Genomic DNA, 26287 nt, shown 5'->3' on the forward strand with positions numbered 1-26287 from the left:
ACTGGCGCGGAACTTGACGTTGGGCATGGCACTGTCTGGGTGAATGGCGATATTCGCTATATTGCCATGCAGTTCAGTAGGTTAGAAGCATTCCTGGGGGCCGGTCTCACGGATTCAGGATCTCCTCAATGCATATGAAAAATTCTTCAGGAAGATCCTCCAGCCCTTCAGTTATAGAATCGCGAGCGTAACCGGCAATAATTACCAAGGTTTTAATCTCACTCTGCATCGCTTGCAGTTCTACTGCATGCGTTCGATAAAGCCGTGATAAACCACTATCGATATAATTAGGCGCAGCAAAATTATTTTTCGCCATCCTAGATTCCCATAAGAAAATTTTTCATCAATTAGACACACCCACAACTAACCCCATGACCTTCCTTTTTAAATCACTGAGCAGAGCGTATTCATCAGTGCGACAACAATTTCCTTATTTCGCTCAGCGCAGCGCCTTTAACCTTTTTGCAACCCAAGCTCTTTGCTAGCATCAGAGCTCGTTCCTCTCCCCGTTTCACAGCCCTTTGGACCGGAGTAAGTTCATTGTCTTTGCCCAGCAATGCCTGATCAGATAATTGCTGCCCGCTCATCACACGGTTAACCAGTGCAAGGTATTCCTGACTGAACCGATCGCGAACCCTGCCTATTTCGTCAAAAGAAGTGTGCATAATAGCCCACGTTACTTTTCTAGCAGCAAGACGGACAACGACATGGCTCCACAAATGATTACTAGGAGAGTGAGCCTTTTCACATACTTCCGCCCAAGCTTCTTCCATAGTTGGCATGCCTAAATCCTCTGGCCTTAGCTCGCATAAAACAGCGAATTCTGCAGGTTGTGGCGGCCAAGCGTCCTTACCTTCTCTAACAAAATCTTTAAGCCTCTCCTTACAACGGCAATAGCCAATATTTAGCTGCATGACATTTAAATGTGCCAATTCAGCAAGCCACACCCCCTGCTCATCAAACAAACCCCATTGACTAACAAACTTATTACCGTAGAGGTTCTTAAGGGCGTCGAATAGTGCATCAATGTCGCTTTCATTCACTCCTTGCGCATTGACACTAAATTCGGATTCAGCTTTCCAGTTATGAATATCTCCGGCTTCGTTCTCGCGCTTCGGCAGCTGAGACACGACGTGATGAAGATTTTCCATAGTAACTTTCATCGCCATCTTTCCCCCAAGGTCTCGAGGACCTCTCCTCAGTTCCTTTCCGAGACGTTTGGTTTTCATAAACCCAACGTGCTAACCGGTCATGCCAGCCCTGTTCAGTGAACTTCCGATCTGTTTCCGAATAAAATCCAATAAAGTCAGCTACCTCAGCTTGGCTAGGGTAAATATGATCAGGCATGCCTCTCCGTTTACATGCGAACCTGAAGACATCGTTATCGGGTTCCCATGCATAGGTCATTCGGTACTGCTTAGGATGCCTCTCGCTCTGTTCATCTACGTATGTGTGTGAGTTAGTGACGGTTAAGGACGGTTCGGGTGCAGATCTTGCACCCCGTTCCACCGTAATCTGCGCCCCGTGGCAGTGGCGGGGTGCAGTATTTGCCCCCCGTGACAGACGGGGTGCAGATTTCGCATCCCGTTGCTCCTCACTGCTCGCTTTCTTTTCAGAATCGACAACGCCTTGATTAGAACCAACATCCATTCTGAGGTCATATACCACTGGCCTACGATCAGCGCGGTCAATAATTGCCGCTGCCACCCTCTGATTCCCTTTCTTTATTACACCCAACTCCTTTAGTAACTTAATTTTTTCTTGAACAGTTCGACGCTTAAGGCCTGTATATTTAGATAACAGCTCGATGCTTGGAAAAGCGTAGCGACCTATTTCGTCGGCATGATTAGCCAAGCCAATGAGTACATGACGCGCACCGGGGTCTTTCACAATTTGCTGATGTAGAGCCCAGGCTATTGCTTGCACGCTCATCAGCTTTCCAAGCCCAACGCATCCTTTACCTGAAGAGTCCGAAAGTAGACTCGACGCCCTACCTTTACCATTGTCGGCTTCAGCTTTCTCGACACCTCAGTATCGCTATATAAAGAGACACGCACGCCATCTGGAGAGCGATCGAGCAGGTCCGCTAGGTCAGATATGCTCATTAGAAGGCCGAATCGGCCAATAAGGTAATCATCTACAGTCATAGCTAGCACCATCAATCGAACGTTGACGGAATTTATACTAGCTAATTTAAGATAAAGCTCAACCATGCCAAATTTTGAGGTCAATCAATATAATACACATTGATCATCAATATATATCACTTTGATCATCTGACTTACACAAAAACTCCAAAATCTAAATTATCTCAAAGCCTTGTAAGTTAACAAAAATACACAATATTTTTTAACACGGCCGCCTACAGGCTCAGATAAGCGGCTCACAATAAGAATAATAAGAACACTATTCTTATTATTATAATCCTTCTAGGCCCCACCATCTCGCTCAGGCTAACTCTTGCAGGCACCCCTGGCTTTCTCTTACGGCATGCCCAGGCGACTATTTCGTATTGAGCATTTAATACAATACAGAATACGGTACGAAATATGATACAGAATATGATATGAAGCATGCCCGCCACACATCGCTGGCATAACATGGGTTAGCTTTGGGCAGGAGATGAAGGGAGATTGGCTATTCAGTGGTAGTAATAGTAATAACATTACTATTACTACCACAGCTTTACATCCGAGATGGTTTGGCTAGTAGCTTTGAATTCGGTCTAGCTTCGAGACAAGATCTTCTGCCCGCAAATGCGTATACCGTCGCAGCATCTGCATGGACTTATGACCACTGATCGCAGCGACCTCCTGGTCAGACAGCCCGGCCTCTACCAGCCGGCTAACGGCTTCATGGCGTAGATCGTGAAAGCGGAAGTCATCAAGCCCAGCCTTCTTCTTCGCCTGGTTCCAGAGCTTGGTATAGGCGTAGGGGCCACGCTTGCCGCCTCGGCCAGGCTCACCGAAGAACACCAGGTCACAGTCGAGCGGCCGCACCGGGTTATTCAGCGCCTGCTTGAACACTTCGGTGGCGGCCTGGGTCAGCGGCACCAGGCGGGCTTCATTGTTCTTGGTGTCGGTGAGGCGCACCACGCGGCGTTTCACGTCAACCTGCGAACGGGTGAGGGTTAGGATCTCCGACGAGCGCATGCCCGTCTCCAGAGCGATTCTGGCGATCCAGGCCAGCATGGGATTGCTGTGCTGACGAAGTACGGTAAACAGGCGCTTTTCTTCGTCGGGGCTCAGGCGCCGGTCGCGTCCCTCCCCAGGGCTGGGCTTGCGAATGTTCTGAACGGGATTGTAAGTCAGGCCCAAGCCCCATTCCTGGATAGCCACGGTGTAGAGGTGGCCAAGCAGGGCGAGTTCCAGGCGCACGGTATTGGGACTAATGGGCTGGCCCCGGTGCCCCAGGCTGTTCAGCCGCGTATCGCGGTAGTTGGCGATCAGTTCCGGCGTCAGAGCCGCGAGGGAGTACTTACCCAAGTGCTCGATGAGCGTAGTGGCTTTGTGGCGTTCGCTTTTCTGGGTGCTGGGCTTCTTGGTGGGAGTAATATCGGCCAGGTAACGCTTGAGCGCCGCTTCCAAAGACATGCGTTCGGAGGCACTACGCTGGATATAGACACCACGCACCATTTCATCTTCGGTGCGGCGGCTCCAGTCCTGAGCGTCACGTTTGGTACGAAAGGTCTTGGCGGTGGTGGGCCAGCCGGTCTTGCGGATGACGGCTTTCCAGCTACCAGAGGGGGTCTTGACGATGGTGGCCATGAAAATCTCCAGGGGGCTGAAGGATCGGCACTGTACCGAAACTGTACCCTTGGAACATGGGACTCACCAGAGGAAATTACTAAGCGCTTGATTTTAATGGTGGGCCCAGCAGGACTCGAACCTGCGACCAAGGGATTATGAGTCCCCTGCTCTAACCAACTGAGCTATAGGCCCTTATGATGGTCGCGTATGATAGCGAATGGCGATGGATGAGACCAGAGGCGTTTTCCCATTGTCCAATCATCTGTTACTAACGACCACGGAGTGCCCGCATCGATGCGCTTTCATCCTGTGTTGCAATCTCAAACACGTAGCCTCACCGCCCTGATCGCGAGCATGGCGCTGTTTACGGCACTGCCCGCTCACGCGGATTGGCAGCTCGCACCGGAACAATCCAGCGTGCAAGCGACGATCGTCGAGATCACGCCTAACGGCCCGGTGCCGCATAATCACGCGGTACGCCAATTACAGGGCAATGTGAGTAAAGATGGCACCTTGACGCTACCGCTGCGCCTACGCCAGACCGATATCATGGACCGCCTGGGCAAGTTGCCGCCTTGGCTTTCAGGGGTAGCGGATACCACGCTTGCCACGGTAGTCACTCAGTTGCCGCCGGAGCGGCTCGACGCACTGGCCGTGGGGGAATCCATGACCGAGACCCTGATGCTCGGCGTACAAGCGGACGGTCAAAATCGTCAGGAACCTCTCAAGGCGCGATTTACCCGTGAAAGCGACGACACCATTCGCGTGCGCAACGCCGAGCGGGTCGCCCTGGATGGGCGCGAGCTGATGAACAACCAGACCGTGCGCTCGATTCTTCTGTTGCTCGGCTATGAAGAGATCGGCGACGAGGTACCGGTGGAACTCGATGCCACCCTCGTCGATCGCTGAGGCCATGACACCTCTACCCGACGGTTGCAGTGCGCTGGATGATCGCTGGCCTTGGCGCGAGCCGTTGGCAATGGCTCAGTGGATGGCGCTGCACTTCGATCGACAGCGCTTGGCGGAGGAGGATTTTGCCACCCATGGCATCGGTGCGCCTTCCTCCGTTCAGCGGGCCGCTCCCAAACGCCGGGCAGAATTCCTCGCCGGGCGGCTGTGCGTTAGGGAAGCGTCCCGACGACTGACCGGCTCGCCCTGCGTACCGGGCATCACGGAGAGCAAGGCGCCGCGATGGCCCCAGGGTCTGGCCGGGTCGATCACCCACAGCGGCACCCTGGCCGCGGCTCTTGTGGCTCCAACCAGTCATTACCGAGGCATCGGGCTGGATGCGGAAGCCATCATGAGCCTCCAGCGCGGCGAGCGTCTGGCTCCGCAAATACTGACCCCCAATGAACGTAAGTGGCTGACCTCGTTGCCCGTCGAGCAGCGCGGCGCATTCGTCACTCAGGTGTTTTCCCTCAAGGAGAGCCTGTTCAAGGCACTGTTCCCGCTGGTGGGCGCACGATTCTATTTTCAGGACGCCGAATTGATCGATTGGTGCAATGAGTCGCAACAGGCACGCCTTATGTTGCTCAAGACGCTCTCCCCTGCCTGGCCCGCCGGCACTCGGCTACAGGGCCAATACGCATGTTATGAAGCATATATGCTGAGTCTGGTAGCTCTGCCCGCAGCGCAAGAAAACAGAGACACAATCAGGCAATAAAAAATACCAATTATTACTTAAGACTCCTTCAATTCCGCCGATAGCTCCTGAGTGTTGGCGCTGACTCCCTTTATGTGTGGCGCCGGCTTTGTCCGCCTTTACATTCAGGTAGTGCCGATGTCTTCCTTGATCGATTACACCCTTGCCAGCCAGTGGAACGGCGGCTACATCCTCGAACTGTTTGTCACTAACGACGGCCCCCGTACCCTGCACGACTATCAGATAGCGTTCGATTTGGAAGGCGTCATCAGCGATATCTGGAATGCCGATATTGTCTCTAAAACGCAGGCGGGCTATGTCATTGCCGATGATGACGACAAGAACGATCTCACTCCCGGGGAGACGGTACGCCTCAAGTTCAAGGTACTCAGCGACAGCGGCGAGTTGCCCTTCGCCTTCAAGGTCAATGGTCAGCAGGCCGAGCTTAGCGACGGGGCACAGGCGCTGCGCGAGGCGCAGATGCCCGAAAAAATGCTGCTGGGCGACGACTACCCCTTCGTCGACAACGCCATCACCGTGGGTCCAGACATCGATGCCGACATTCTCAACGCCTTGATCTACCTGGCACCGGAGAATGCCAGCATTCATCTGGCCGCCGGCGAGTATCACTTTGACGATGCCATCCGCATTACCCGCTCGGATGTATCGCTGACCGGTGCCGGCTCCGACAAGACGCACGTCACCTTCAGCAAACAGGCGCTAGCCACGAATCCTGCCCACGGCATTATCGCCGAGGGTACCCAGGCCAGTGCCGCCGGACATCTACGGAGCAGTGTGGACGAGCACGACAAGGTGCTTACCCTGACCTCGGACCATGGTCTCGGTGTTGGCGACACGATCCGTTTGTGGCAGGACAACACCTCCGACTACCTCGATGCCATCGGCGATACCCACTGGCGCAACATGGAGGCTCCGTTGCGCACCAGCATGGCCCAGGTGGTAAGCGTCAAGGGCGACAGCGTGACCCTTGATCGTGGCGTGCACTTCGATTTCGCGGCCGGCGACACCCGGGTCGAACGCCTCGAAGCGCTGGAAAACGTGACCCTGGGTGGCTTCTCGGTAAACTATACTCTCGACAACATCTACGGCACCCCGGACAGCGGCAACTTCAGCAACGTCATTCCCGAGCTGGATAGCTACCATGCCGTCGAATTCAACGGCACGGTAGACGGCCGCCTCTATGACATCCAGGTCGTCAATGGCCCCTCCACTGCCTTCGAGCTAGCGCTCTCGCTCGACCTCGAGGCGCATGACCTCATCGCCCAAGGCGCCTTCAACAAGGGGGGTGGCGGCAATGGCTATGCCTACGAACTGCGCGAGAGTTTCGACGGCACCTTCACCGACCTGAGCGATTCCGGCATGCGCCACAGCTTGGTTTTCGCCTCCTGGCACTCCTCGGTCGGCAATAGCGTCAACATCAATCACACCGACCGGGATATCAACTTCCACGGTGGCCAAGATCATGACAACAGCGTGCATGTCGAAAGGTCGATTCGTGAGGCGGCCACCGACGTCAAGTCGCCCACCCTGTGGATCAATGATGGCGGCGAGTTCTTCGGGGCACCCACCGATGCCGAGGCGAACGAAGTTCGCTTCGATTATGTGATCGGCTCACGGCGCGACGATGTGATTCAAGGCACGGACAATGGCGTCTACCTGGACGGCGCGGAAGGTCACGATAGCCTGACCGGCGGCAAGGGCAATGATCTCTTGCGCGGAGGCGAAGGATGGGGCAATGATTTTATCGACGGCGGCGAGGGGTTTGATACGGTGTTGTTCGATCATCCCTTCCTCGAAAGCAACGTACATTATGACAATGACCGTCTGGTCGTCGAAGGCATCGGCCGCGACACGCTGATCGATGTCGAGCAGGCCATCTTCAGCGATGGCATCGTCCTGGATATTGCCACCGGCATCGCCACCCAAGGCGAGCGCCCCACCATCCCCGGCGCCGATCAGGTGCTCGCAGATGCTCACAATGCCCTGCCCGAGCTGGTCGCCACTCCGGAGCCGGTTCGCTGTTCGGCAGCACTAAGTAGCGTGAGTCGCTGGAGCAGTGGTTATGTGTTGGCCGTCGAAATTACCAATCAACTCGAGGAGACTCTCGAGCGCCCACTGGTGGAGTTCACCCTGGCGGCGGACATCACCCGGTTTTATGGCGCGACGCTTGTAGCGCGCCAGGGTGATGTGTATCGCATTGCGCTAGACGATAGCGCCGAGTTCGGCGTGGGCGCCACTCAGCGCTTTTCCTTCAAGGCCTACGCGCCTGAAAGCGCCCTGCCGGAGGGGTTGACCCTCGCGGGGCAGACGGTGGACATGGATCTCTCGGGGCTCTACGCCGGTAGCGCCCCCGATGTCGCGTCGCTACTCAGCGTGGAGAGCAGCATCAAGAAGGCCTGGAACGGTGGCCATATCGCCGAGGTGGTGGTTACGAACGTCTCGGAATCGCAGATCGACGATGTCGCCATCAGCTTCGACCTGCCGGGTCGCATCGACACACTGTGGAATGCCAAGGCCCAATATGACGCTGGTCGCTACAGCCTTCAGGATGACGCCGATACGACCCTGGCGCCGGGGGAGAGTTGGCGCTTCAGTTACAAACGCTACGACACGGAACAGACGCTACCCAACAATGTACTGGCCAGCGGTTCGCGAGAAGCCATCGAGAATGATGTCGTATTGGCCCTGGAACCCAGCAACGATCTCTTGCTGGGTCACGATGGCGACGAATCCCTGTACGGCCTGAGCGGCGATGACAAGCTATATGGGCGCGGCGGCAACGACTATCTGGAAGGCGGTCTGGGGGCCGACTATCTCAAGGGTGGTGCCGGCGCCGATATCTTCGCCTTCACGTCGACTTTCGAGTCCAGTCCTCTGGCCATCGATACGATTGGCGACTTCCGTCACAGCCAAGACGACCTGATCGATTGTTCGGCCATCGATGCCAATCTCGCCCTCAAAGGCAATCAGGCCTTTGTCTGGCTCGGCGATGAAGGGTTCAGTGGTGACGGCGGTGAATTACGCTTCGCCAACGGCACGCTCAGCGGCGACGTCAACGGTGACGGCATTGCCGATCTATCGGTCCAATTCGTGGGTGTCGATACCTTGCAGATCAATGACTTTCTGCTCTAGCGGTTGAAATCCGCGCAATCTCCACCAATAGTTAAAGAGGGAAGTGAAGCGGCAGATCGTCATTGCCGAATACCCCATAACTAAAATGGATTTTATAAGGAGCGACATCATGACCTTGCGCACACCGCTTAATCACGCGCTCACAACGGCTCTCATCGCAGGGGGACTCACGTTTGGTGGAACCGCACTTGCACAACCTCAGGGGCTCTACTCCGCCGATGAACTGACCGACGCCGAGGTATTCACCAGCCAAAATGCCGACAAACCCGTCGGTGAGGTAGAAGACGTCCTGCTCGATGAAAACATGCAGGTGCATTCACTGGTCATCGATACCAGCGAGTTTCTCGACTTTGGTCAGAAGCAACACATCGTCGAAACCGGCAAGTTCACCGTCGAGACCATGAACGGCGACGACAAGGACGAGGTGGAGTACAAGGTCACCGTCGAAATGACCGAGGACGAGATCGCGCAACAACCCGAATACACCGATGACTGGTGGGCCGACACTCAGAAAAAGGCCGTGGATGCCTGGGAAGAGACCAAGAAGACCGCGGCCAGCGCTTGGGAAAGCACCAAGGCGGCCACGGCTAACGTACTCAATAGCGCCGGCGATGCATTGAGCGAAGCCGGTAACGAAACCGAGCAGGCGGCCGAGAACGCTGCAAACGAAACCGAGCAGGCGGCGGAATCTGCCGGCAACAAGGCTGAGCAGGCGGGTGACGAGGTCGTCAATGAGACTCAGCAGGCGACCGACGCCGCCGGTGACAAGGCCGAGCAAGCCGGTGAGGAAATCGATCAGGAAACCAACAACTGATTCGATTTCATCGCGTTTCCTCTCTCATGCCCGGTCCTCGACCGGGCATTTTTGATTCCGGCTAGCGCTCTTGCCTAGCGCAATCTCACGCCAGCGGGACGTCTTCGGCCCTGGCCTGCCCCGTTTGCACCTGCCACTGCATAGCATAGTAGCCCTGGTTATCCAGCAACTGGGCATGGGTACCCCGCTCCACGACCCGCCCCTGATGAATCACGGCAATTTGATCGGCATGCACGATGGTGGACAGCCGGTGGGCGATCATGATCACCGTGCGATCGTGGGCGATGCGCCGCAGAGAGCGCTGTATGGCCGCTTCGGTCTCGTTGTCCACGGCGCTGGTGGCCTCGTCCAGCACCAGGATGGGGGAGTTCTTGAGCAGCGCCCGGGCCAGGGACAAGCGCTGACGCTGGCCGCCGGAAAGCCTTACCCCGCGCTCGCCCACCGGCGTGTCGAGCCCCAGCGGCAAGGTGCGAATGAACTCCCAGGCCTCGGCGGTACGCGCCGCCTCGATAATCTCTTCCGGGGTCGCCTCGGGTCGGGCGTAGGCGATGTTGTCGCGGATCGAGCCCTCGAACAGGTAGACATCCTGGCTGACCAGGCCGATGGCACGCCGCAGGGATGCGAGGCTGACCGCGTCGATGGGCTGTCCATCGATCCGCACCTGGCCCTGGTCGGGATCGTAGAAGCGCAGCAGCAGCTTGATCAGCGTCGACTTGCCCGACCCCGTGGCGCCCACCAGGGCCAGGGTATGCCCCGCAGGCACCTGCAGGTCGATCGCCTCGACGCCACCGCCGGTGTCGGCATAGCGGAAACCAATGCCTTCGAAGGTGACCTCGCCGCGCACGGGGTCGGTCAGGGGTGTGTCGCTCTCGTCCTTGACCCGGATGGGCACGCCGAGCAGATCGAGGATGCGGCGCGTGCTGGCCATGGCGCGTTCGAACAGGTCGATGACCTGGGCCAGGCCGGTCAGCGGCCACAACAGGCGCTGGGTCAGGAACACCAGCACCCCGTAGGCCCCCACGTTCAGATCACCCTGCAAGGCCTGCATGCCGCCCACCGTGAAAGTTGCCAGGAAGCCGGCCAGAATGGCCATGCGAATCACCGGAATGAAGGCCGAACTGATGCGGATCGCCCGGCGATTGGCTTCGACATACGCCTCGCTGGCATGGCGCAGCCGCTCGGCCTCGCGGGCTTCCGCGGTGAAGCTCTTGATGGTGGCGATGCCACTCAGGTTGTTGGAGAGCCGACTGGAAAGCTCCCCCACCCGCTCGCGCACCGCGTTGTAGAGTGGCCCGGCCTTGCGCTGGAAATAGAAGGCGCCCCAGATGATCAGCGGAATCGGGGTGAAGGCCAGCAGGGCGATCAGCGGCGAGATCACGAAGAACACCGCCCCTACCGCGACCACCGTCACGCCGACCTGGATCATCGCGTTGGCGCCGCCATCCAGGAAACGCTCGAGCTGGTTGACGTCGTCGTTCATGGTCGCCACCAGTTGGCCCGAGCTGCGCGATTCGAAGAAGCCCATGTCCAGGCGCTGCACGTGCTCGTAGGCGTCCTGGCGCAGGTCGGCCTGCAACCGCTGGGCCAGGTTGCGCCAGAGGATCTGATAGAGATACTCGAACAGCGACTCGCCGGCCCAGATGAAGAAGGTCAGCACCCCCAGCGCCAGGATCTGCTCCCGGGCCGAGGTGAAGCCCAGGGCCGCAACGAAACTCTCTTCCTGGTTGACCACCACGTCGATGGCCACCCCGATCAAAATCTCCGGGGCGATATCGAACAGCTTGTTGATGATGGAACAGATCGTTGCCGCGATGATCCGGGGTCGATAGCCCCGGGCATAGCGCAACAAGCGTCCCAAGGCCTGGAAACTGGTGGTAGTCATCGGCGAGGCCCTGTATCGGAAAGCACTCAAGGATAGCGGAAACCTTCACGATGCCCAACACGACAGCCCGCCGATGCCTGCTGTAAGCTGGCCTACTTTCATCCATCGTCATTGGAGGGCCTTCATGAAGATCACCCGACTCAAAACCTGGCAGGTACCGCCGCGCTGGCTGTTCCTGAAGATCGAGACCGACAGCGGCTGCTATGGCTGGGGCGAGCCGGTCATCGAGGGGCGCGCCAATACCGTCGAGGCCGCGGTGCACGAACTGGCGGATTACCTGGTCGGCCAGGACCCGCACCGCATCGAACACCTGTGGAATACCCTGTATCGCGCTGGCTTTTATCGCGGCGGCCCGATCCTGATGTCCGCCATCGCCGGTATCGACCAGGCCCTGTGGGATCTCAAGGGCCGCGATCTCGGTGTGCCCGTGCACCAGCTGCTGGGCGGCGCGGTACGGGACAGGATGCGCATGTATGCCTGGACCGGCGGCGATCGCCCCTCTGATGTGGGCGCCGGCGCCAAGGCGCTGGTCGATCAGGGCTTCACCGCCTTCAAGATGAACGGCACTCCGGAGCTTGCCATCGTCGACTCCCACAAGAAAGTCGACGAAGCCGTGGCCCGGGTCGCCGAGGCCCGCGAGGCGGTGGGCCCGGATGTCGGTATCGGCATCGATTTTCACGGCCGTGTGCACCGCCCCATGGCCAAGGCGTTGCTTCGCGAGCTCGAGCCCTTCCACCCGATGTTCGTCGAGGAACCGGTGGCCCCGGAACACTTACCCTGCCTCAAGCAGATCGCCGGCGGCCTGGGCTACCCGATCGCCACCGGCGAACGCCTGCACACACGCTTTCAGTTCCGCGACCTGCTCGCCGAAGGCATGGTCGACGTCATCCAGCCCGATCTCTCTCATTGCGGCGGCATCAGCGAGGGATTGAAGATCGCCACCCTGGCCTCGGCCCATGATGTCGCCCTGGCACCCCACTGCCCGCTCGGCCCGCTGACCCTGGCCGCGTCGCTGCAATTGGATGCGGTGTGTCACAACGCCTTCATCCAGGAGCAGAGCATGGGTATTCACTACAATCAGGACAACGACGTGCTCGACTATCTGGTCGACAAGTCGGCGCTGGCCATCGAGAAAGGCTTCTGCGCCATTCCCCAGGGGCCGGGGCTCGGCGTGGAGATCGACGAGGCGTTTGTGGAGGAGCGTGCCCAGGTCGGGCATCGCTGGCGCAATCCGGTTTGGACGCATGAAGACGGCTCTATCGCCGAATGGTAAGTCACGATCTGCTACGTGTCGGCCATACATCGTTAAATTTGGGCTCAGAATGCTCATTTACTAAAGTAAACTCCGCCTCTTCGCCCGAATTTGCCTTGTCTGGCTCTAACTCGCGAGATCGTGAGTGGGTAAAGTTTCTAAAGGAGTAGGCAAACCATGGCATTTTCATTTGAAACGCTGCAGTTTCCGGATCTAAAAGGCGCGAGCGTCTTCATCACCGGGGGTGGCTCGGGCATCGGCGCCGCCCTGACCGAGGGCTTCCTCTCCCAGAGGGCGCGGGTGGCCTTCGTGGGCCTCTCGGACGCCACGCCCTTCTGCGACGAGATGGAGCAGAAGCACGGCATTCGCCCGCTGTTCATCCGCTGCGACATTCGTGACATCGAGGCACTGCGTACGGCCATCGACCAGGCCCGCAAGGCTCACGGCCCGATTCAGGTGCTGGTCAACAACGCCGCCCGGGATACTCGCCACACGCTGGACGAGTGGGGTGTCGAGGAGTGGGACGACTCCATCGCCACCAACCTGCGCCCGCAATTCTTCAGCGCTCAGGCGGTATCCCAGGGCATGCGCGAACTCGGGGGTGGCGCCATCATCAACCTGTCCTCGAACTCCTATCTGCTCGGCAATGCCGGCTATCCTGCTTATGTCACCGCCAAGGCCGGCATCATGGGCATGACCAGGGCCCTGGCCCGGGAGCTTGGGCCTGACAACATCCGCGTCAATTGCCTGATCCCCGGCTGGGTGATGACCGACCGCCAGCGCGAGCTGTGGGTCAACGACAAGGATCTGCAGGAGTGCCTGGATCAGCAGTGCCTGAAGGAAACCATAGCGGTGGAAGACATGATCGGCCCCTGTCTCTTTCTGGCCTCCCAGGCATCCAGGATGATGACCGGCCAGGAGCTGGTCATCGATGGAGGCCGGGCGTGAGTATCTATGAGGCCAAACAAGCCCTGGCCTGCGGCTGCGAACTAGGCGAAGGACCGCAGTGGCATGCCGCCAGCGGGCGGCTCTACTGGTGCGATATCTTGAGCGGGCGACTGCACTGGCTGGCGCCGGAAAGCGGCGAGCATGGCCACACTGACTTCGGCTACTGCATTTCCCTTGCCGCGCAGATGGCGGATGGTGATGTGCTGGTGGTGGGTGAAACCGCCCTCGAGCGTTTCGATCCAGCTTCCGGGAGGCGCGAGCACCTATTCGACTTCGAGGCGGATAATCCCATCACCCGCTCCAACGATGGTCGCATCGATCGTCACGGCAGCCTGTGGCTTTCCAGCATGGGCAAGGCGGCGGAAGCCGGGGCCGGCAGCCTGTATCGCCTACATCTCGGTGAACTGGTCAAGCTGCGCACGGGCCTGACCATCCCCAATGCGCTCTGCTTTTCGCCCCAGGCTGACTGCGCCTATTTCGCCGATACGGCATTCGGAATCGTCTACCGCTGGGCGCTGGACAGCGAAGGCTGGCCCCAGGGCGAGCCGGCGCCCTGGGCCGACTTTTCCGAAAAGGATGGCAACCCGGATGGCGCGGTCATCGATAGGGAAGGCGCGATGTGGCTGGCACTGTGGGGGGCCGGCAAGGTCGTGCGCCTGGCGGGGGACGCCAGCATCATCGACGAGATCAGTCTGCCGACCGCCCAGCCTTCCTGCCCTGCCTTTGGCGGCGAGCATCTGGATCGGCTCTATATCACCACTGCCCGGGAAGGCATGGACACCACCCAACGCGAACGAGAACCCATGGCCGGCGATCTATTCATGTTGGAGCTCAAGATCCCTGGACTGGTCGAACCGCCACTGCGCTTGAGCTGAATGTTCAAGTCCACCAAGAAAACAGAAAGGGTAAGCCGAACAGCCGACTTACCCTTTCACGTTGTGACAAATTAGTGGCAATAAAGCGTCAGTATCTCAACCGAATTTTTCGTTCTCGCCCATATCCGGCGTCTTCTCCGTCATGTTGGCCTTGGCGATCTCGTAAAGCTGGAAGGTCTTGCTTTCCTTGGCCTTCCAGTGCTCACCCATTTGAATCTTGATTTCCATGAGAGCGACGTCCGGGTCTTCCTTGCCTTGCGGAAACCAGGCGCCCACGAACGGATTCCAGTACTTGTCGATCAATTCCCGATTATCGGTCAGGTTGGCCGTACCGGAGAGCGACACGTAGATCCCCTCTTCCTGATCGGAGAAACTCAAGCAGACAGCGCTGTCTGTCTTCGCTTCAATGACCTTTTCGGCACTACGCTTGGTAAAGAACCACAGCGTGCCGTCGTATTCATCCTGCACCAAATGCATCGGTCTGGCCCGGGGCATATCGCCATCCTCGGTCACCAGCATGCCAACTTTGATGTCTTTGATCATGTTCCATATCTTTTGCTTATGCTCAGGACTGGACATAGCAACCAAACTCCTTGTCTGATTCGAATAACGACATTCACCCTAACAAAGCCTCTGCGAGCTTCGCAAACACACCCGCAGTTGCCAAGAATCATGTAATTTCAAGATAGTAACGAATCTTCCGGGCGTCGAGTGTCGAATAGTGGCCTGAAGTCTCGCCACGACTTTGCTCCGAGATAAATCGCTTTGCCGCGACTGCGTATACCATGAACCGCTACTCATCCTCGATCCTCGATCCACGACCCAGGAAAAACCATGTTCGGCTGGTTATCACAACATTCGGAGATTTTGGGAATTTTCACCGGCCTCGCCTCGATCATCATCTGGCTGGGTTTCTCTCAAGCGCTTTTCATGGAAATGCGTCGACGCCGGCACCCGCGCTTGCTCATCAACAGCGGCAAGAAAAAGAATACCGAGGCGCTCTGTATCATCAGCAACATGAGCGACGAACCGGTGTTCATCGAATACGTCATCGCCGAACTCGATACTTCCCAGGGCGTTATCATTCAGGATGTAACCAGCTACGAGACCGATACATCGGATAATTCGTCAGAAGAAACCGCGAGCAGTAGCGGCGCTCCAGACCTGGACCCGCAAAACAGCCACCAAGGCCCGCTCGATGCGGATGATTTCATTCATATCGGCACCTTCGATCGACTGATCAAGCGACTGGCGCGCGGTGCCGGTATTGAAATGCAGGGCCACCGGCCTCAAGGCGATATACATTTTCGCAGCCTAACCATTCGCCTCATCGCCCTCTACGGTCCAGAGGATCTGCCGATCGCCGCCGAACGACGCATCAAGCTTATTCACAAGACCGATTACTGCGCCCTCAATCCTTTATCCCCCGACACACACCAATTCATCAAGCGCTGGCAACGTTATCGTGTGCGCCGATGGATCAAGCAGATCAATGATCGGAACCTCTCTTCCCCGACCTGGCGTGATGTCGACACGCGCCAAAGCAAAAAGGCCAACGAATCCGACGCGTCCACCGGCTAACCTTTTGGATCATTCATCGACTGGTGCCTGTAAGGTTTCAATCCATTGCCCGACGAATTATCAGGACGCATTGAAGGGTCCCGAGGCAGAAATCGATAGGTATGCCTGGAGGATGGAATGCCTCAACGTGGTGATCGCATCGAGATGCGAACCACAATAAAAAACCGTTACTTATGAGGTGTCCCATGAAGATCGCAATATTGACCGCTTCTCTACTCGCGTCACTCCTGTTGACCGGCTCGGCCTTGGCCATGGACTCGGTCGCCATCCAACAGAAGATGGCCGAGATCAGCCAGCAGACGGAACAGGCCACCAAGTCCGGAACGTCTCGCGTCGAAGCGCTGGAACAGCAGGTCGCGGAACTGGAAGAACTGATCCGGATGATGGCCGAGGAAGAACAGGGATAAGCGCTGGCATCCCCCTCCCCACGCAAAAAGGCCTGCTCGAGCAGGCCTTTTCCATGATAGCCGCGACATCACTTGAAGTTGCGTTTTACCAGCTTCTGCAGCTCGCCGATGATGCCGCTGCGAAAGCTCAGCACGCAGAGCACGAAGATCGCCCCGAGAATCACGCTGACCCAGTCGCCAAGCGGCGATTGCGACAGCTGATGCTGCAGGCCGATCACCAGACTGGCCCCCACCAACGGCCCGAGCAGCGTGCCGACACCGCCCAGCAACGTCATCAGGATCACCTCCCCGGACATGTGCCAGTGCGCATCCCCCAGAGAGGCCAGTTGGAAGACCAGGGTCTTGGTCGCACCGGCCAACCCGGCAAGCCCTGCCGAAATCACGAAGGCCACCAGCTTGTAGGTGTCGGTGTCGTAGCCCAGTGAAACCGCCCGGGGCTCGTTCTCGCGGATCGCCTTGAGCACCTGGCCGAAGGGAGAATGCACGGTGCGCTGGATCAGGGCAAAGCCCAGCACGAAGACAGCGAACACGAAGTAGTACAGCGCCAGGTTGCTCTGCAGGCTGAACAGCCCGAACAGCTTGCCGCGAGGCACGCCGTGCAGACCATCCTCGCCCCCGGTGAACGGCGCCTGAATGAAAAAGAAGAACATCATCTGCGCCAGGGCCAACGTGATCATGGCGAAGTAGATACCCTGGCGGCGAATCGCCAGAATGCCGAACAGCATGCCCAATACCGCCGAACCCAGTGTGCCTATCAGGATACCCAGCTCCGGGGTCAGCCCCGGATAGGTCGAAAGCAGGAACCCCGTGATGTAGGCGCCGGTGGCCAGGAACGCGGCATGACCGAAGGAGAGAAGCCCCGCAAAGCCGAGCAGCAGGTTGAAGGCACTGGCAAACAGCGCGAAACAGAGAATCTTCATTAAAAACACGGGATAGGCGACGAAAGGCGCCACCAGCCCCAGCACGATCAATCCGACATACAGCAGGCCCAGGCGGCGCCGGGCCGAACGCTGCCTTGCCGCGGTCACCCTGGGGGAATCACTCATGGCCATGGTCATGCCTCCTTGCCGAACAGGCCTGCGGGGCGCAGCAGCAATACCACGATCATCACCAGGAAGATCACGGTATTGGCGGCCTCGGGATAGAACACCTTGGTCAGCCCCTCGATCAGCCCCATCGCCAGGCCGGTCAGAATCGCCCCCAGGATCGAGCCCATGCCGCCGATCACTACCACGGCGAAGACCACGATCAGAAGACTCGAGCCCATGGTCGGCGAGACCGGATAGATCGGCGCCGCCAGCACCCCGGCGAAGGCCGCCAGCGCCACCCCGAAGCCGTAGGTCAGGGTCACCAGCAAGGGCACGTTGACCCCAAAGGCCTGCATCAATTTGGGGTTTTCCGTGCCGGCGCGCAGATAGGCACCCAGCCGGGTACGCTCGATCATGAACCAGGTAAAAAGACACACCACGAGCGCCGCCACCAGCACCCAGGCCCGATAGGTAGGCAGGAACATGAAGCCCAGGTTGAAGCCACCGGCCAGTGCCGGAGGCACCGGGTAACTGCTGCCCGAGACGCCAAACAGATTGACCAGCGTCCCCTCGAAGATCAGCGCCAGCCCGAAGGTCAGCAGCAACCCATAGAGATGATCGATATGCTGAATGCGTCGCAGCAGAAAGCGCTCTATCAGGATGCCCAACGCCCCGACCACCAGGGGCACTATCAATAGCGCCAGCCAATAATCCAGCCCCAGGTACTCGAGCCCCAGCAGCGCGGCGAAAGCGCCCAGCATGTACTGGGCACCATGGGCAAAGTTGATGACCTTGAGCAGGCCGAAGATCACCGCCAGCCCCAGGCTCAACAGGGCATAGAAGGCCCCATTGATCAGCCCCAGCAGCAGTTGCCCGAACAGCACCATCAGCGGGATGCCGAAAATCGTCGTCATGGTGTCATACCCTCAGCGACGGGTTTATCTCACCCCTTGACCAGCGAACACTGACTCTCGGACAAGGGACGAAAGGCTTCCTCGGCGGGAATGGTGCGCAGAATCTCGTAAAGATCCCACTCACCTTCGGATTCGCTCGGTGACTTCACCTCGACCAGGTACATGTCGTGCACCATGCGCCCGTCCTCGCGGATGCGCCCGTCGTCGGCGAACATGTCGTTGACCGGCGTGGCGGCCATCTGCTCGCGCACCGTCGCGGCGTCATCGCTGCCGGTTTCCGCCACCGCGTTCAGATAGTGCAGCGTGCTGGAATAGATGCCGGCCTGGACCATGGTCGGCATCCGCTGGGTGCGCTCAAAATAGCGATTGGCCCACTCCCGACTCTCATCGTCCATGTCCCAGTACCAGCCGGTGGTCAACTGCAACCCCTGGGTGACATCGAGCCCCAGCGCATGCACGTCGTTCAAGAAGATCAGCAGGCCCGCCAGGGTCTGGCCGGACTGCACCAGACCGAACTGGCTGGCGGTGGTCAACGCATTGACGGTATCGGAACCGGCGTTGGCCAGGCCGACGATCTTGGCCCCGGAACCCTGGGCCTGAAGGATATAGGAGGAGAAATCGTTGGTGGGGAACGGGTGGCGCACCTTGCCGACGATCTCGCCGCCGTTCTCCTTGACCACCGTTTCGACGTCGCTCTCCAGGGCGTGGCCGAAGGCATAGTCGGCGGTGAGCAAAAACCAGGTATCGCCGCCTTCATCGACGATCGCCTTGGCGGTGCCGTTGGCCATCGGGTAGGTATCGTAGACCCAGTGGATATGATTGGGGGTGCAGTGCTCGTTGGTGATGCTCGAGGCCGCCGAGCCGGAGACGATGCCCAGCTTGTCCTTTTGCTCGAGAATATTGGTCACCGCAATGGTGACCGAAGACGCCACCATGCCCGCCACCAGATCGATGTCGTCCTGGTCGATCCAGCCGCGCACGGTGTTGGCGCCGACATCGGCGCTGTTGCGATCGTCGGCACTGAGCACCTCGATGGGCGCACCATTGACCTCGCCACCGAAATCCTCGACGGCCATGTTCAGCGCCTCCAGGCCGCCCGGCCCGGCCAGGTCGCGATAGGTGCCCGACATGTCCGCCAGGTAACCGATCTTGACCACGTCGCCGCTGATCTCGGCCTGGGCCAGGCTTGGCGCCAGCAACAGGGCGGCGGCAGTAAGAGAGGCGTGCTTGGTAATGTTCATCCGTTTCTCCATGCCCAGCGGGCGGCTTGTTGTTGTTGATTCAATGATGATGAAACCGGGTCAGACGCCGAGCACGGTATGCAGGCGTTCGCGCCGCTCGGGCAACTCGGCGGCACTGATCTCTTCGATGATGCGGCCGTGTTCCATGACGTAGTGGCGATCGGCCAGCGGCGCGGCAAAGCGGAAGTTCTGCTCCACCAGCACCACGGTCATTCCGCGCGTCTTGAGCTTGACCAGCACCTCGCCAAGCGCCTGCACGATGACCGGCGCCAAGCCTTCGGTGATCTCGTCGAGCAGCAGCAGGTCGGCGCCGGTGCGCAGGATGCGCGCCATGGCCAGCATCTGCTGCTCGCCCCCGGAGAGGCGGGTGCCCGGGCTATGACGCCGCTCGTAGAGATTCGGGAACATGGCATAGATGTCGTCGAGGCTCATGCCGCCGGAGCGTACCGTCGGTGGCAGCAGCAGGTTCTCCTCGACATTGAGACTGGCAAAGATACCGCGCTCCTCGGGGCAGTACCCCACTCCGAGTCGAGCAATATGATGGGGCGAGGTATTCAAGGTTTCGTGCCCGTCGATGACGATCGAGCCGGAGCGTCGGTCGACCATGTTCATGATCGCCCGCAGGGTCGTGGTGCGCCCAGCGCCGTTACGCCCCAGCAAGGTCACCAGTTCGCCCTTGCGCACCTCGAAATCGACGCCGTGCAGGATGTGCGACTCGCCGTAGAAGGCATGCAGGTCGCTGACCTTGAGCTGCTCGGGAGTATCGCTTGCCCTGTTGGCAACCCCGGTCTGTTCCAGTGTCGTCGTCATGCGCTCTCCTCCACCACAGAGTCACTACCCATGTAGGCCTCGCGCACCTTGGGGTCGGTGGAGACGCTGGCATAGTCGCCTTCCGCCAGCACCGCGCCTCGAGCCAGAACGGTGATGCGATCGCACAGGCGGCTGACCACGCTGAGGTTGTGCTCGACCATCAGTACCGTCCGCCCCTTGGCGGCTTCGCGAATCAGCGCCACGACCCGATCAACATCCTCCGCCCCCATGCCCTGGGTGGGCTCGTCGAGCAGCATGATGGTCGGTTCCAGGGCCAGGGTGGTGGCCAGTTCCAGGGCACGCTTGCGCCCGTAGGGCAGTTCCACCGTCAGGCTATCCGCATCCCTTTCCAGGCCGACCTGGGCCAGTAACTCCCTGGCCCGCTCATCGAGAGCGGTCAGGCTGCGCTCGGACTTCCAGAAGTGAAACGAAGTGCCCAGCTTGCGCTGCAGAGCAACGCGGACATTCTCCAGCACCGTCATGTGGGCGAACACCGCGGATATCTGGAACGAGCGCACCAGGCCCAGGCGGGCGATCTGGTTGGCCTTCATATTGGTGATCGGTTTGCCCCGGTAGAGAATTTCACCGTGGCTGGGAGGAAGAAACTTGGTCAATAGATTGAAGACGGTGGTCTTGCCCGCCCCATTGGGACCGATCAGGGCATGAATATGCCCTTCGGTGACCTGCAGGTCGACCCGATCGACCGCAGTGAACCCGCGAAACGTCTTGGTCAATTCCTGCGTTTCGAGTATGAACTCCCGGGGCATAGGCAGTCCTCTGGCGATCGCAAGGCGATCGTTTTGTTATTGTTGTCACCCCTACAGGTACCGAAAATGGTTCTTGACGGCGCTGCGAGGCAATAATTTACGTTAGCGTAAGCTAGAGCAGCCGCCACTCGCCTTCAACCACTGCTTGTCGGAACTCGACCAATGATAGATATATAAGCAAAATAAGAAAGAATGCCAGTCTGCATTCGCTACACTATTCACCACTCCGCTTATTGCATAAGGATTGTTCATGCTCGCCGAGCTGTTTGCCGTCATGGCACCGGTATTCTTCGGTGCGGGACTCGGCTTTTTCTGGATACGCCTGGGTCACGCCTATCCGGTCGAGTTCGTCACCAAACTGGTGTTCAACATCGGCACGCCGGCGCTGATCCTCGCTGCCCTGGGCAATGCCGAGATCGATGCTCGAAGCTTCGGGCAAACCTTGCTGGGCGCATTGATCGTGATGGGTATCATGGCCGGCGCCAGCCTGCTGATGGCCAAGGTGCTGGGCAAGGATTGGAAGGTGATCGTTTCCCCAACCATGTATCCCAATACCGGTAACATGGGGCTTCCGGTCACGCTTTATGCTTTCGGTAATGCCGGCTTCGCCTATGCCATCACGGTGATGGTCTCGGTGTCCCTGCTTCAATTCACCTTCGGCGCCATGCTGGCAAGCCGGGGCGGCCGTCCACTGCGCACGCTACTTCGCACCCCTACCATTTACGCCATACTGATCGCGCTGGGGTTATTGCTCACCGATTCCTCCTTGCCCCGCTGGGCAGCAAATACCGTCGATCTGATTTCGGGCTTCTGCGTGCCGCTGATGCTGATCACCCTGGGGGTGTCACTGGCCAGCATCCAGGTGAGGAGCCTGGTTTCGGGACTGCAATTCAGCCTGCTGCGTATTCCCGCCGCCGCCTTGATCGCCTTTGGCGTCGCCCAGTTGCTGGGCCTGCCGCCCTTGGCGCAGAGCGTGCTGATCCTGCAGATGAGCATGCCGGTGGCGGTCTATAACTACCTGTTCGCCCAGCGCGCTCGGCGTGAACCGGAATACGTCGCCGGCCTGGTGTTCTGTTCGACGCTACTATCATTCATTTACTTGCCGGTGCTGCTGGCGATCATGATGTGAGGTGGAGGAGAAATTCACTCTTTGACGGGTGGCCATTGCCTTGCGGTATGGACCAAGGCCAGCATCCATAGGGTATTGCCTTCTATCATATAGACGAGCCGATAGTGCTCGTGGGGGATTAGTTCGCGGGTGCCAGGGATCTTGCCTTTTGCCCCTAGCTTGGGAAAATCGGCAAGCTTGGCAGCCGCGTCGCTGAAAAGTTGATCCATCCGAGCCGCGGCACGGGGATCATTAACCGCTATGAATTCTCTTGTATCTTGCCGATCTCGATCCGCCTCTGGCGTCCATTTGACCTTCACTTACCAGCCTCGTCGACCTCACGCAGCAATTCAGCGCGCCGCAGAGTCGCTTCTGCCTCGACTTCTTCATTGGAGCGGCCACGGCCAGCTTGCACCGAGGCCTGCGCAATCTCCACCTTGCGGCTCAAAAACTCATCGTATTCTCGAGACTCATGTTGTCGCTTTATGAATTCGCGCATCAGCTCTCGAAGCACTTGCGAGGCGGGTCGATGAGCCGCCTCGGCCTCAGCCATGAACTCATCCCGTAGCTCGGACTCCAGCTTCATCGTGAATACCGCTTGTTTAGCCATGATTGATGCTTCCATCAGGAACGAATATACGAAGTATATACGTCATCATTACTTCACGCCAAGTTCGCTTATCAAGCAACGATCGATTGACGGCGTGGCTGAGAACCGGCGATTGATGCAAGGGCTTTCACCCCTCGACGGTTCTCACCACCTCTTCCGCCAGAATCTGCAAAGAATCATGGATGGGCACGGCAGTATTCAAGTCGCTTTGGATAACCGACAACTCGGTACAGGTCAGGACAAGCACATCGGCGCCTTGTCGACTCAGATCCTCGGCAGCGCGGTTGAACGCATTCAGAGTATCCGCATGGCGTTTTTCACCGCGCTTGACGGCGCGAATGACCTCGAGAAGTGCATTCTCATCCTGCGGATACATCAGCGTGAGCCCGACATCGTCCGCGTAGCGCTCATAGAGGCCGATCTTGCGCAGTGCCGGCGAGGCCAGCATGCCGATCCTCGCACCTGGCGCTGCTGCGTGCACGGCACTCAAGGTCAACTGAACCATGTTCAATACGGGAATGGCGACGGCTTCTTGAGCATGGTCCCAATAGTAGTGGGCCGTATTACACGGCATTACCAGAAAGCGGGCCCCGGCTTTCTCCAGCCGCTGCGCCATGGCGGCGATCGTCGGCTCGGGATTTTCGCCATCCCCTTCGATCAACGCCTTGATCCGCGAGGGCACCTTGGGATTGTTGTCGACCAGCAGGTGGATATGGTCCGAATCATCCTTCGCCGGGGTGGCATCGATGACGCGTTGCATGAACTCGACCGTGGCATCGGGGCCCATGCCACCGATGACACCGACCATCGGATACGCTGCATCAGCGGGGCCCGAAGAGCTGAAGTCAGTCATTTGTCGAAGTCATCAGCGCGTTCTTGAACATGCTCTTGCGTCCTCTTCGAAACGCCTTGTGGGTGAATTGATGGCATCCATCCTGGACGCGATTGGCTCATCCGCTTTCTTGCAATGCCTCACCGATGAGTCGCGTGATTTCCACGCAATCCTTCTCATCGAAGGTCAGCGGAATGCGTAGATCGCAAAGCGTGGCCAATACTTTTTCCGTGTTGGGTACCGGGCGCGTACTCCCCAGGTAGCGCCAGCTGTCGTAGCGGCTGGTGTAATCTTCCGGCTCATCACGGCCATACCATTTGAGTGGTATGCCGCGTCGTTCACAACCCGAAATGAAGGCGGCGATGCGTTCACGGGGCACTTCAGGCAGGCGAAACTGAATGGAACTGCCGACGAAGTCTTCTTCCGGCGGTCTTGGGATCAAGGCAATCAGATCCTCTTGACCGAGACCCTCCTCCAATACGCGGTAGCGCCGGTTCCAGCGCTCCCGTCGTTCCGCCAACTCTGCCAGCTGTGGGCGCAGCACGGCCGCACGCAGGTTGTCCATGCGGCCACTGCAATTGGCGGTCTGCAGGCGCACGTCACCGAAGCTGTCGGCGGCTGGAGCCGCCAGGTGGCGATCAAACAGCATATAGGAACCGGAGAGTATGACGGCGCGACGCATGACCTCGGGATCATCCGTGGTCAACAGCCCGCCTTCGCCGGAATTGAGATGCTTGTAGGTCTGGGTGCTGAAGCAGCCAATCTTGCCGAAGGTACCGCTTGGTCGCCCTTTCCAGGCGGCACCCATGGTATGGGCGCAATCTTCGATGAGGGTGATGCCCAGATCGTCGCAAGCCGCGACGATAGCGTCCATGTCGCCGATATGGCCGCGCATGTGCGAAAGCAGGAAGAAGCGGGCGCCACTTTCCTCGGCGGCCCGGCGCAGATCGTCGATATCGACCGTGGTGTCATCCTGTATGTCGACCAGTACCGCGATCCCACCGGCGCCGTGAATGCTGCCCGGCACCGGCGACAAGGTGAAGGCATTGCACAACACCTTCTCGCCCGGCTGGAGGCCCGCAGCGCGCAAGGCAATCTGCAGGGCGTAGCCACCTGAGGCACAGGTCAGGCAATAGGCCACGCCCAGGCTGTCGGCGAACTCCTGCTCCAACAAGGCGGTTTCGCCGCGCTCCCCCTCCACCAGATTGTAGCGATGCAGACGCCCACTGCGCATGACCGCGACCGCCGCTTCGATGGCCGCCTCGGGCAGGGGCTCCTGCTGGGTGAAGGATTTTGAAAAGATCTGCATGATAATTCCCTTGCTCAGTAGCGCTGCTGATCGTGAACCGGGAAGTCCCAGGCTTGCTCGGGAAAGTACTTGCGCAGCCGCCAGTCGCAGGCACGGGCGTGCCCTTCCATGCCTTCGGTGCGCGAGATACGCGAGCCGGCGGCACTGAAGGTCCGGTTGGCCTCTTCGCTCAACTGCTGAGTGGTCAGCACCTTCATGAACTTGTGGACATTGAGGCCTCCGCTGTAACGCCCGGCACGCTTGGTCGGCAGGATATGGTTGGTGCCGGAGCACTTGTCGCCATGGGTCACGGTGCTGCCTTCGCCGAGGAACAACGAGCCGTAGTTGCTCAGGTGCTGCTTCCACCACTCAAGGTCGTCGCAGAACACCTGCAGGTGCTCGCAGGCGTAGCGATCGCTGACCTCGACGACCTCTTCGCGACTGTCGCAGAGGATGACTTCGCCGAAGTCCCGCCAGGCGGCGCGGATCACCTCGGCATTGGGCATGTCGTCGGCGACCTTGGGCAGCAGCTCGATCACTTCCTGGCCCACGCGCTCGGAAGTCGTGAACAGCCACACCGGGGAGTTGGGGCCATGTTCGGCCTGAGAGACCAGATCGACCGCGATGGTCATAGGGTCGGCACTGTCGTCGGCAATGATCGCCGACTCTGTGGGTCCGGCGAACACATCGATGCCCACCTGACCGAACAACAGACGCTTGGCCTCGGCCACGTAGGCGTTGCCCGGTCCGACCAGGATGTCCGCCTCGCGACCGGTGAAGAGCCCAAAGGCCATGCTTGCCATGGCATGCACGCCGCCCATTTCGAGAATCACGTCGGCGCCGGCCACATCAAGCGCATAGCACACTGCGGGATCGATGCTGTCACCGCGTGGCGGTGAACAGGCCACCACGAAGGGCACTCCGGCGGCCTTGGCGGTAGCCACGCTCATCAGCGCCGAGGCGGCATGGGCGTAGCGCCCGCCGGGAATATAACAACCGGCACACTGCACCGGCAGTATTCGCTGGCCCAGGATGACGCCCTGCTCGGTCTCGATCTCGAATCCTTGCAGGCTGTCGCGCTGGGCCTCAGCGAAACGGCGTATCTGGCGATGAGCAAAATCGATATCACCCTTGACCGTTTGCGGGACCTGGGCGATCAGAGTCTGGCGCTTGTCATCGCTAAGCACGAAGTCGCCTGTCCAATTGTCGAACTTCTGCGCGTATTCGCGCACTGCAACTTCGCCGCGCTCACGGATGTCGTCGAGCATGCCACGCACGGCCTGCGTGACACGCTGATCTTCTGCTTCAGCACCAGCGGATGCAGCTGCGGATTTCAGATGTCGTATTGTCACTGTTGTCACCTTTCTCGTGTGCTATCCATGAAAA

26 protein-coding genes and 1 tRNA gene are annotated in these 26287 nt (G+C 58.9%); 10 read left to right on the plus strand and 17 right to left on the minus strand.

All coding sequences use genetic code 11. From position 1 onward, the window contains the following. Positions 1-106: 106 nt before the first annotated feature. The 5 genes from ACPF7Z_RS00005 to ACPF7Z_RS00025 form a co-directional block, all read right to left on the minus strand. Complete coding sequence (locus tag ACPF7Z_RS00005; protein ID WP_425191106.1) at positions 107-316, minus strand: hypothetical protein; 210 nt, start codon at positions 314-316, stop codon at positions 107-109. 94 nt (positions 317-410) lie between these two features. Further along, positions 411-1169, minus strand: coding sequence for a replication protein P (locus tag ACPF7Z_RS00010; protein ID WP_425191107.1), 759 nt, complete (start codon positions 1167-1169; stop codon positions 411-413). Further along, a complete protein-coding gene (locus ACPF7Z_RS00015) occupies positions 1084-1932 on the minus strand; it encodes a helix-turn-helix domain-containing protein (protein ID WP_425191108.1) in 849 nt (282 codons plus the stop codon). The genes ACPF7Z_RS00010 and ACPF7Z_RS00015 overlap by 86 nt, the downstream gene beginning before the upstream one ends. A gap of 773 nt (positions 1933-2705) precedes the next feature. Continuing rightward, the gene (locus tag ACPF7Z_RS00020) at positions 2706-3767 is read right to left on the minus strand and encodes a tyrosine-type recombinase/integrase (protein ID WP_425191109.1); all 1062 of its coding nucleotides are present in this window, start codon (positions 3765-3767) and stop codon (positions 2706-2708) included. A 97-nt stretch (positions 3768-3864) separates the two neighbouring features. Then, positions 3865-3941: transfer RNA gene (locus ACPF7Z_RS00025), tRNA-Ile, on the minus strand. Positions 3942-4043: 102 nt separating this feature from the next. Between ACPF7Z_RS00025 and ACPF7Z_RS00030 the strand changes: the two genes are divergently transcribed. The 4 genes from ACPF7Z_RS00030 to ACPF7Z_RS00045 all read left to right on the plus strand — a co-directional run bounded on the left by ACPF7Z_RS00030 (position 4044) and on the right by ACPF7Z_RS00045 (position 9358). After that, complete coding sequence (locus ACPF7Z_RS00030; protein WP_425191110.1) at positions 4044-4658, plus strand: hypothetical protein; 615 nt, start codon at positions 4044-4046, stop codon at positions 4656-4658. Next, complete coding sequence (locus ACPF7Z_RS00035) at positions 4636-5412, plus strand: 4'-phosphopantetheinyl transferase family protein (protein WP_425191111.1); 777 nt, start codon at positions 4636-4638, stop codon at positions 5410-5412. The genes ACPF7Z_RS00030 and ACPF7Z_RS00035 overlap by 23 nt, the downstream gene beginning before the upstream one ends. A gap of 117 nt (positions 5413-5529) precedes the next feature. After that, positions 5530-8544, plus strand: a complete 3015-nt coding sequence (locus ACPF7Z_RS00040) for a cellulose binding domain-containing protein (RefSeq protein WP_425191112.1) — start codon at positions 5530-5532, stop codon at positions 8542-8544. A 109-nt stretch (positions 8545-8653) separates the two neighbouring features. After that, positions 8654-9358 (plus strand): PRC-barrel domain-containing protein, encoded by a 705-nt coding sequence (locus ACPF7Z_RS00045; RefSeq protein ID WP_425191113.1) that lies wholly within the window; start codon positions 8654-8656, stop codon positions 9356-9358. Positions 9359-9443: 85 nt separating this feature from the next. Here the strand turns inward: ACPF7Z_RS00045 and ACPF7Z_RS00050 are convergent, their stop codons facing one another. After that, on the minus strand, positions 9444-11240 hold the full coding sequence (locus ACPF7Z_RS00050; protein WP_425191114.1) for an ABC transporter ATP-binding protein: 1797 nt from the start codon (positions 11238-11240) through the stop codon (positions 9444-9446). A gap of 124 nt (positions 11241-11364) precedes the next feature. Between ACPF7Z_RS00050 and dgoD the strand changes: the two genes are divergently transcribed. The 3 genes from dgoD to ACPF7Z_RS00065 all read left to right on the plus strand — a co-directional run bounded on the left by dgoD (position 11365) and on the right by ACPF7Z_RS00065 (position 14315). Then, positions 11365-12513, plus strand: a complete 1149-nt coding sequence (gene dgoD, locus ACPF7Z_RS00055) for a galactonate dehydratase (protein ID WP_425191115.1) — start codon at positions 11365-11367, stop codon at positions 12511-12513. A 156-nt stretch (positions 12514-12669) separates the two neighbouring features. Then, on the plus strand, positions 12670-13440 hold the full coding sequence (locus ACPF7Z_RS00060) for an SDR family NAD(P)-dependent oxidoreductase (RefSeq protein ID WP_425191116.1): 771 nt from the start codon (positions 12670-12672) through the stop codon (positions 13438-13440). Further along, a complete protein-coding gene (locus tag ACPF7Z_RS00065; protein WP_425191117.1) occupies positions 13437-14315 on the plus strand; it encodes an SMP-30/gluconolactonase/LRE family protein in 879 nt (292 codons plus the stop codon). Before ACPF7Z_RS00060 ends, ACPF7Z_RS00065 begins: the two co-directional genes overlap by 4 nt. A 96-nt stretch (positions 14316-14411) precedes the next feature. On the opposite strand, the gene ACPF7Z_RS00070 is transcribed toward ACPF7Z_RS00065, so the two are convergent. Next, on the minus strand, positions 14412-14894 hold the full coding sequence (locus ACPF7Z_RS00070; protein WP_425191118.1) for a pyridoxamine 5'-phosphate oxidase family protein: 483 nt from the start codon (positions 14892-14894) through the stop codon (positions 14412-14414). 255 nt (positions 14895-15149) lie between these two features. On the opposite strand from ACPF7Z_RS00070, the gene ACPF7Z_RS00075 reads away from it, so the two are divergent. Then, positions 15150-15896, plus strand: a complete 747-nt coding sequence (locus tag ACPF7Z_RS00075; protein ID WP_425191119.1) for a hypothetical protein — start codon at positions 15150-15152, stop codon at positions 15894-15896. 185 nt (positions 15897-16081) lie between these two features. Continuing rightward, complete coding sequence (locus ACPF7Z_RS00080; RefSeq protein WP_425191120.1) at positions 16082-16303, plus strand: hypothetical protein; 222 nt, start codon at positions 16082-16084, stop codon at positions 16301-16303. Positions 16304-16371: 68 nt separating this feature from the next. Here the strand turns inward: ACPF7Z_RS00080 and ACPF7Z_RS00085 are convergent, their stop codons facing one another. Genes ACPF7Z_RS00085 through ACPF7Z_RS00105 form a run of 5 tightly spaced genes read right to left on the minus strand, consistent with a single transcriptional unit; the run spans position 16372 to position 21063 of the window. Then, positions 16372-17355 carry a branched-chain amino acid ABC transporter permease gene (locus tag ACPF7Z_RS00085; protein ID WP_425191121.1) on the minus strand — a complete coding sequence of 328 codons (984 nt, stop codon included), beginning with the start codon at positions 17353-17355 and terminating at the stop codon, positions 16372-16374. Between the two features lie 2 nt (positions 17356-17357). Next, a complete protein-coding gene (locus ACPF7Z_RS00090) occupies positions 17358-18245 on the minus strand; it encodes a branched-chain amino acid ABC transporter permease (RefSeq protein ID WP_425191122.1) in 888 nt (295 codons plus the stop codon). Positions 18246-18274: 29 nt separating this feature from the next. Continuing rightward, a complete protein-coding gene (locus ACPF7Z_RS00095) occupies positions 18275-19486 on the minus strand; it encodes an ABC transporter substrate-binding protein (RefSeq protein WP_425191123.1) in 1212 nt (403 codons plus the stop codon). A gap of 60 nt (positions 19487-19546) precedes the next feature. Then, positions 19547-20296, minus strand: coding sequence for an ABC transporter ATP-binding protein (locus ACPF7Z_RS00100; protein WP_425191124.1), 750 nt, complete (start codon positions 20294-20296; stop codon positions 19547-19549). Continuing rightward, positions 20293-21063, minus strand: coding sequence for an ABC transporter ATP-binding protein (locus ACPF7Z_RS00105; RefSeq protein WP_425191125.1), 771 nt, complete (start codon positions 21061-21063; stop codon positions 20293-20295). Before ACPF7Z_RS00105 ends, ACPF7Z_RS00100 begins: the two co-directional genes overlap by 4 nt. A 250-nt stretch (positions 21064-21313) precedes the next feature. Between ACPF7Z_RS00105 and ACPF7Z_RS00110 the strand changes: the two genes are divergently transcribed. Continuing rightward, positions 21314-22192, plus strand: a complete 879-nt coding sequence (locus ACPF7Z_RS00110) for an AEC family transporter (RefSeq protein ID WP_425191126.1) — start codon at positions 21314-21316, stop codon at positions 22190-22192. Between the two features lie 14 nt (positions 22193-22206). Here ACPF7Z_RS00110 and ACPF7Z_RS00115 read toward each other — a convergent pair whose 3' ends face one another. From ACPF7Z_RS00115 to hisD, 5 genes are all read right to left on the minus strand, one after another. Continuing rightward, on the minus strand, positions 22207-22491 hold the full coding sequence (locus ACPF7Z_RS00115) for a type II toxin-antitoxin system RelE/ParE family toxin (protein WP_425191127.1): 285 nt from the start codon (positions 22489-22491) through the stop codon (positions 22207-22209). Continuing rightward, the gene (locus ACPF7Z_RS00120; RefSeq protein WP_425191128.1) at positions 22488-22781 is read right to left on the minus strand and encodes an antitoxin of toxin-antitoxin stability system; all 294 of its coding nucleotides are present in this window, start codon (positions 22779-22781) and stop codon (positions 22488-22490) included. Before ACPF7Z_RS00120 ends, ACPF7Z_RS00115 begins: the two co-directional genes overlap by 4 nt. A 127-nt stretch (positions 22782-22908) precedes the next feature. After that, positions 22909-23634 carry an aspartate/glutamate racemase family protein gene (locus ACPF7Z_RS00125; RefSeq protein ID WP_425191129.1) on the minus strand — a complete coding sequence of 242 codons (726 nt, stop codon included), beginning with the start codon at positions 23632-23634 and terminating at the stop codon, positions 22909-22911. A 97-nt stretch (positions 23635-23731) separates the two neighbouring features. After that, entirely contained in the window at positions 23732-24922 is a 1191-nt protein-coding gene (locus ACPF7Z_RS00130) for a DegT/DnrJ/EryC1/StrS family aminotransferase (RefSeq protein ID WP_425191130.1), read from the minus strand. 14 nt (positions 24923-24936) lie between these two features. Continuing rightward, complete coding sequence (hisD, locus tag ACPF7Z_RS00135; RefSeq protein WP_425191131.1) at positions 24937-26253, minus strand: histidinol dehydrogenase; 1317 nt, start codon at positions 26251-26253, stop codon at positions 24937-24939. Positions 26254-26287: the final 34 nt, after the last annotated feature.

Source organism: Halomonas sp. GXIMD04776, assembly GCF_049808615.1.
Taxonomy (GTDB): domain Bacteria; phylum Pseudomonadota; class Gammaproteobacteria; order Pseudomonadales; family Halomonadaceae; genus Modicisalibacter.

What these genes read in the sequence shown, in the direction of transcription:
- dgoD (WP_425191115.1), top strand. Translation starts at nt 11,365, where the DNA reads ATGAAGATCACCCGACTCAAAACCTGGCAGGTACCGCCGCGCTGGCTG.
- ACPF7Z_RS00030 (WP_425191110.1), top strand. Translation starts at nt 4,044, where the DNA reads ATGCGCTTTCATCCTGTGTTGCAATCTCAAACACGTAGCCTCACCGCC.
- ACPF7Z_RS00090 (WP_425191122.1), bottom strand. Translation starts at nt 18,245, where the DNA reads ATGACGACGATTTTCGGCATCCCGCTGATGGTGCTGTTCGGGCAACTG.
- ACPF7Z_RS00100 (WP_425191124.1), bottom strand. Translation starts at nt 20,296, where the DNA reads ATGACGACGACACTGGAACAGACCGGGGTTGCCAACAGGGCAAGCGAT.
- ACPF7Z_RS00130 (WP_425191130.1), bottom strand. Translation starts at nt 24,922, where the DNA reads ATGCAGATCTTTTCAAAATCCTTCACCCAGCAGGAGCCCCTGCCCGAG.
- ACPF7Z_RS00005 (WP_425191106.1), bottom strand. Translation starts at nt 316, where the DNA reads ATGGCGAAAAATAATTTTGCTGCGCCTAATTATATCGATAGTGGTTTA.
- ACPF7Z_RS00015 (WP_425191108.1), bottom strand. Translation starts at nt 1,932, where the DNA reads ATGAGCGTGCAAGCAATAGCCTGGGCTCTACATCAGCAAATTGTGAAA.
- ACPF7Z_RS00060 (WP_425191116.1), top strand. Translation starts at nt 12,670, where the DNA reads ATGGCATTTTCATTTGAAACGCTGCAGTTTCCGGATCTAAAAGGCGCG.
- ACPF7Z_RS00010 (WP_425191107.1), bottom strand. Translation starts at nt 1,169, where the DNA reads ATGGCGATGAAAGTTACTATGGAAAATCTTCATCACGTCGTGTCTCAG.
- ACPF7Z_RS00045 (WP_425191113.1), top strand. Translation starts at nt 8,654, where the DNA reads ATGACCTTGCGCACACCGCTTAATCACGCGCTCACAACGGCTCTCATC.
- ACPF7Z_RS00110 (WP_425191126.1), top strand. Translation starts at nt 21,314, where the DNA reads ATGCTCGCCGAGCTGTTTGCCGTCATGGCACCGGTATTCTTCGGTGCG.
- ACPF7Z_RS00080 (WP_425191120.1), top strand. Translation starts at nt 16,082, where the DNA reads ATGAAGATCGCAATATTGACCGCTTCTCTACTCGCGTCACTCCTGTTG.
- ACPF7Z_RS00085 (WP_425191121.1), bottom strand. Translation starts at nt 17,355, where the DNA reads ATGGCCATGAGTGATTCCCCCAGGGTGACCGCGGCAAGGCAGCGTTCG.
- ACPF7Z_RS00120 (WP_425191128.1), bottom strand. Translation starts at nt 22,781, where the DNA reads ATGGCTAAACAAGCGGTATTCACGATGAAGCTGGAGTCCGAGCTACGG.
- ACPF7Z_RS00040 (WP_425191112.1), top strand. Translation starts at nt 5,530, where the DNA reads ATGTCTTCCTTGATCGATTACACCCTTGCCAGCCAGTGGAACGGCGGC.
- ACPF7Z_RS00035 (WP_425191111.1), top strand. Translation starts at nt 4,636, where the DNA reads ATGCCACCCTCGTCGATCGCTGAGGCCATGACACCTCTACCCGACGGT.
- ACPF7Z_RS00020 (WP_425191109.1), bottom strand. Translation starts at nt 3,767, where the DNA reads ATGGCCACCATCGTCAAGACCCCCTCTGGTAGCTGGAAAGCCGTCATC.
- ACPF7Z_RS00105 (WP_425191125.1), bottom strand. Translation starts at nt 21,063, where the DNA reads ATGCCCCGGGAGTTCATACTCGAAACGCAGGAATTGACCAAGACGTTT.
- ACPF7Z_RS00095 (WP_425191123.1), bottom strand. Translation starts at nt 19,486, where the DNA reads ATGAACATTACCAAGCACGCCTCTCTTACTGCCGCCGCCCTGTTGCTG.
- ACPF7Z_RS00050 (WP_425191114.1), bottom strand. Translation starts at nt 11,240, where the DNA reads ATGACTACCACCAGTTTCCAGGCCTTGGGACGCTTGTTGCGCTATGCC.
- ACPF7Z_RS00070 (WP_425191118.1), bottom strand. Translation starts at nt 14,894, where the DNA reads ATGTCCAGTCCTGAGCATAAGCAAAAGATATGGAACATGATCAAAGAC.
- ACPF7Z_RS00125 (WP_425191129.1), bottom strand. Translation starts at nt 23,634, where the DNA reads ATGACTGACTTCAGCTCTTCGGGCCCCGCTGATGCAGCGTATCCGATG.
- ACPF7Z_RS00075 (WP_425191119.1), top strand. Translation starts at nt 15,150, where the DNA reads ATGTTCGGCTGGTTATCACAACATTCGGAGATTTTGGGAATTTTCACC.